The following is a 4120-nucleotide window of genomic DNA, read 5'->3' on the forward strand; positions in this document are numbered from 1 at the left end:
AAGAAACTGAATTTCGTTCTGAAGCACTTGCATCAAGACTAGCTCAATTAAGTATTATTGATGYCTTATACGTAAATGTTAGTATTGCTAGAAAAGAACAAATGAAAGATTCGCTTAGCCGAATGAGAAAAGCCATTTCAAATAAACGAATATAATGGAGTGTCAAACATGGAGTGTCAAACTAGTAAAGACTCAACATATGTTATGGGGATAGACATTGGGACTACTTCTGCAAAAGTAGTTTTATTTACAAGGTCGGGGCATGTTGCCTCTGAAGCAGAAGCACCATATCCTACTTCATCACCTAAGCCTGATTACTCAGAACAAGATCCTCTATTAATTGAGGAGGCTATCGTACAGTCTGTATCTGAAGTTATGAAAAAAAGTCGAATTAAATCTGAGCAATTGTTATCAATTGGGTTCTCTGCTGCTATGCACTCGCTTATATGTGTAGACGACTCCAATAGACCGTTATCTCCAATGATCACGTGGGCAGATCGTCGAAGTATTAAGCAAGTTAATCATTACCTTAAAGAAGACCGTTCTGAGCTCGAGAAAAATGGAACACCACTTCACCCAATGTCGCCTCTATTCAAGCTGTTATGGATGAAGTACAATGCTTATACACCTTATTTGAATGCTACTAAATTCGTTTCAATTAAAGAATTCATTATCTCTCGTTGGTTTAATAAGTTTGTCGTTGATTACGGCGTGGCATCGGCTACAGGTTTATTCAATGTGCATACATTAGACTGGAATGAAACCGCTTTAAATCTTGCAGGTATCACCCGTAATCAATTATCAACTCCTGTTTCTCCGACTTATGTATGTCAGGGACTTACTGAAGAATTTGCTCAACAATTAGGTATTCATCGCGATACACCTTTTGCTGTAGGATCAAGTGATGGTCCCCTCGCTAATATAGGGGTAGGTGCTATTAAAGAAGGAGATTTAACATTAACGATCGGTACAAGTGGCGCTATACGAAAGATCAGTTCTTCCCCAGCTCGCACATTAAAACAAATATTTTGCTACTCCATTTCAGAACGTCATTGGGTATTAGGCGGGCCTACTAATAACGGTGGAAATGTCTTACAATGGGCAATTGAAACCTTATCTCCTTCTAATTCAGATACTTCGTTAACTCGATTTGAGAACGCCTTAAGTCTTGCCCAAACTTCTCCACCTGGAGCAAACAGCCTTTTATTTTTACCTTACTTACACGGAGAACGCGCTCCACTTTGGAGAGCTGATGCGAGAGGAGCATGGTTAGGAATTAGTAGCACCCATACAAAAGCAGATTTCCTGCGTTCATGTATAGAAGGCATTGTCTTTAACCTCTATCAAATTAGTGCTATTGTCGAAAGCGTTACAGGAGAAAATAAACGGATTTATGTTAATGGAGGCTTTGCTCGTTCACGATTCTGGTTACAACTTGTAGCCGATGTTTTTGGTAAGAACTTGGAGATACCACTTACTCATCAAAGTGCTGCTTGGGGAGCTGCTTGGTTTAGCTTAATGGCGATCGGCGAAGAAGATAACCTTGAAAATATCGCTAATCATATCCCTATGGGGGATACCATTTACTTTAATCAAGAGCAACACAGCTTATACAAGGATCTCATTTCTTTATTTCTAGAAGCTCAAGCTACACAAGAAGAGATTGCAGCTAAGCTAGCAGCCTATCAAATTAAAACACCATAAAAAAAAACGGTTCATCAGTTGATGAACCGTTTTTCAATTTGTGTCATTATTGTTTTTGGAATTGAGATTCTTCTGTTGAGCCTTTAAGTGCCGTTGTAGAAGATGTTCCACCTGAAACTGCTTGTGAAATCTCATCAAAGTAACCAGTACCTACCTCGCGTTGGTGACGAGTAGCTGTGTACCCTTTTGATTCACTTGCAAATTCAGCTTGTTGTAATTCTGAATATGCACCCATTCCACGTTTCTTGTAGCCATGAGCAAGCTCGAACATACTGTGGTTTAGAGCATGGAAGCCTGCAAGTGTAACGAATTGGAATTTGTAACCCATTTTCCCAAGTTCCACTTGATACGTTTCGATTGTTTCTTTATCAAGATTTGCTTCCCAGTTAAATGATGGTGAACAGTTATAAGCAAGCATTTTACCTGGGAATTTAGCATGGATAGCATCTGCAAATGCTTGTGCTTCTTCAAGTGATGGTTTAGACGTTTCGCACCAGATAAGATCTGCATAAGGAGCATATGCAAGTCCACGAGCAATCGCTTGGTCTAGACCTGGATTTGTACGATAGAATCCTTCTGGAGTACGCTCACCAGTAATGAACGGATGATCAGCAGGATCAATATCACTTGTGATCAAATCAGCTGCATCTGCATCTGTTCTAGCAATTAATAATGTCGGTACGCCACTTACGTCAGCTGCAAGACGAGCTGAGATTAGATTACGTACTGCTGTTTGAGTTGGAATAAGAACTTTACCGCCTAAGTGACCACACTTTTTCTCTGAAGCTAATTGATCTTCTAAGTGAACACCAGACGCTCCAGCTTCAATCATACCTTTCATTAATTCAAATACGTTCAATTGTCCACCAAATCCTGCTTCAGCATCGGCTACAATCGGTGCAAAATAATCGATGTCACCCTCATCTTCCATATGTTGAATCTGATCAGCACGTTGAAGAGCTTGGTTAATGCGCTTTACAACACTCGGCACACTGTTTGCTGGATATAAACTTTGATCCGGATACATTTGACCCGCTAAGTTAGCATCAGCTGCTACTTGCCATCCACTTAGATAAATCGCTTTCAAACCAGCTTTTACTTGTTGTACTGCTTGGTTTCCTGTAAGTGCACCTAGTGCATTAATGTAATCTTCTGTATGCAGATAGTCCCAAAGCTTTTCTGAACCACGCTTAGCTAATGTATGTTCAATTTGCACAGAACCTCTTAATTTAACAACTTCTTCTGCAGTATATGTACGTTCAATTCCTTGCCATCTTTTATCATTTTCCCATTGTGCTTGTAATTGTTCAGCTGCTAACTTTTTGTTTTCTTTTGTCATGATAATCTCTCCCTTTTTTTTAGTTGATGTTGCTGTACGGAATGTACAAGATTCAGAAAAAAATTTTTCTCCCCTTCTGTTCCATAACAGAGTCGCCACTTGCACAAATGATTTCATTTGCTTTCCTTCAAACAGCTATGCACTTGATGTGTCATTACAGCTTTTCCCAATCTAACTCCTCTACAGCATTCAACTTGTTAATTGATCTGCTGCTTGTTCACTCTCACCCCTTCTGTTTTGACCCCTTTAATCTCTCTGTATTATTACAGTTTGTTTCTACGTGTTTTATAATATAACAGTATCAGAATAAAAACAACTGTTTTTTTCTAATTTTTTTGAAAAGTTATACTAATCATGCAAAAAAGCACTAACAAATAAGTTAGTGCTTCTGTTTCAACTTTTATTTATTTTTCATAAACCAAACAAATTCAAGCGAACTTCCTTCATCTTGTGCTTCAAAATACAAAGTATAATCGTCTAATTCATAATGATACGTCCAATAACCGCTTAACTCGTCAATTTCACTTCGATCAGGTGTCCCTAAAGCACGCTTCATCTCATCTGCTGAAACCTTATAATCAGAAATATCCATTGTAATTGCTTCAAGTAAATCATCTTTCTTTGAGAAAATATACGTTGTACGGTCATATGCATAGAAATGACCACCTTCGTACGATCCTTTTTCATTTGGTTCACCCAATTGTGCCACTACCTCGGCTTGTGATTTTCCAATTGCTTGATCTGAAGGGGCAAATACACCGTTGAAGCCCTTCTCAATCCATGTGAAGGAAAGAAAAGATGGGGTCGCAGCAGAAACAACCGAACTTGGACGCTCCAATTCTTCAATATTCATTACAATTGAGTCACCTTGTCCACAACCTGCAAGAATGGATACCATATAGCCTATAAGAAAAAATTTAATAAATTTCATCATTCGCACACCTACCTTTAACCATTTAGAACGTTAATTTAACGGAAATTATATCTATATATAGAGTTACCCTCCATTACCAGTTTTTAAAACGTTCTTTTGTTAAAAATAACTATTCGTGCGATTTTTTTGATTTCCTATCAAAA

At 38.3% G+C, this 4120-nt stretch carries 3 protein-coding genes and 1 pseudogene; 2 read left to right on the plus strand and 2 right to left on the minus strand.

What is annotated here, in order from left to right:
• Together AB685_RS32235 and AB685_RS27525 are read left to right on the plus strand one after the other, a co-directional pair.
• A pseudogene (locus tag AB685_RS32235) lies at positions 1-155 on the plus strand (RpiR family transcriptional regulator); the annotation flags it as partial.
• Between the two features lie 13 nt (positions 156-168).
• On the plus strand, positions 169-1704 hold the full coding sequence (locus AB685_RS27525) for a gluconokinase (protein ID WP_047973788.1): 1536 nt from the start codon (positions 169-171) through the stop codon (positions 1702-1704).
• A 46-nt stretch (positions 1705-1750) separates the two neighbouring features.
• Here the strand turns inward: AB685_RS27525 and aceA are convergent, their stop codons facing one another.
• Positions 1751-3043 carry an isocitrate lyase gene (aceA, locus tag AB685_RS27530; RefSeq protein ID WP_047973790.1) on the minus strand — a complete coding sequence of 431 codons (1293 nt, stop codon included), beginning with the start codon at positions 3041-3043 and terminating at the stop codon, positions 1751-1753.
• A gap of 400 nt (positions 3044-3443) precedes the next feature.
• The gene (locus tag AB685_RS27535) at positions 3444-3977 is read right to left on the minus strand and encodes a DUF4309 domain-containing protein (RefSeq protein ID WP_082153796.1); all 534 of its coding nucleotides are present in this window, start codon (positions 3975-3977) and stop codon (positions 3444-3446) included.
• Between the last annotated feature and the right edge of the window lie 143 nt (positions 3978-4120).

The organism is Bacillus sp. LL01 (assembly GCF_001037965.1).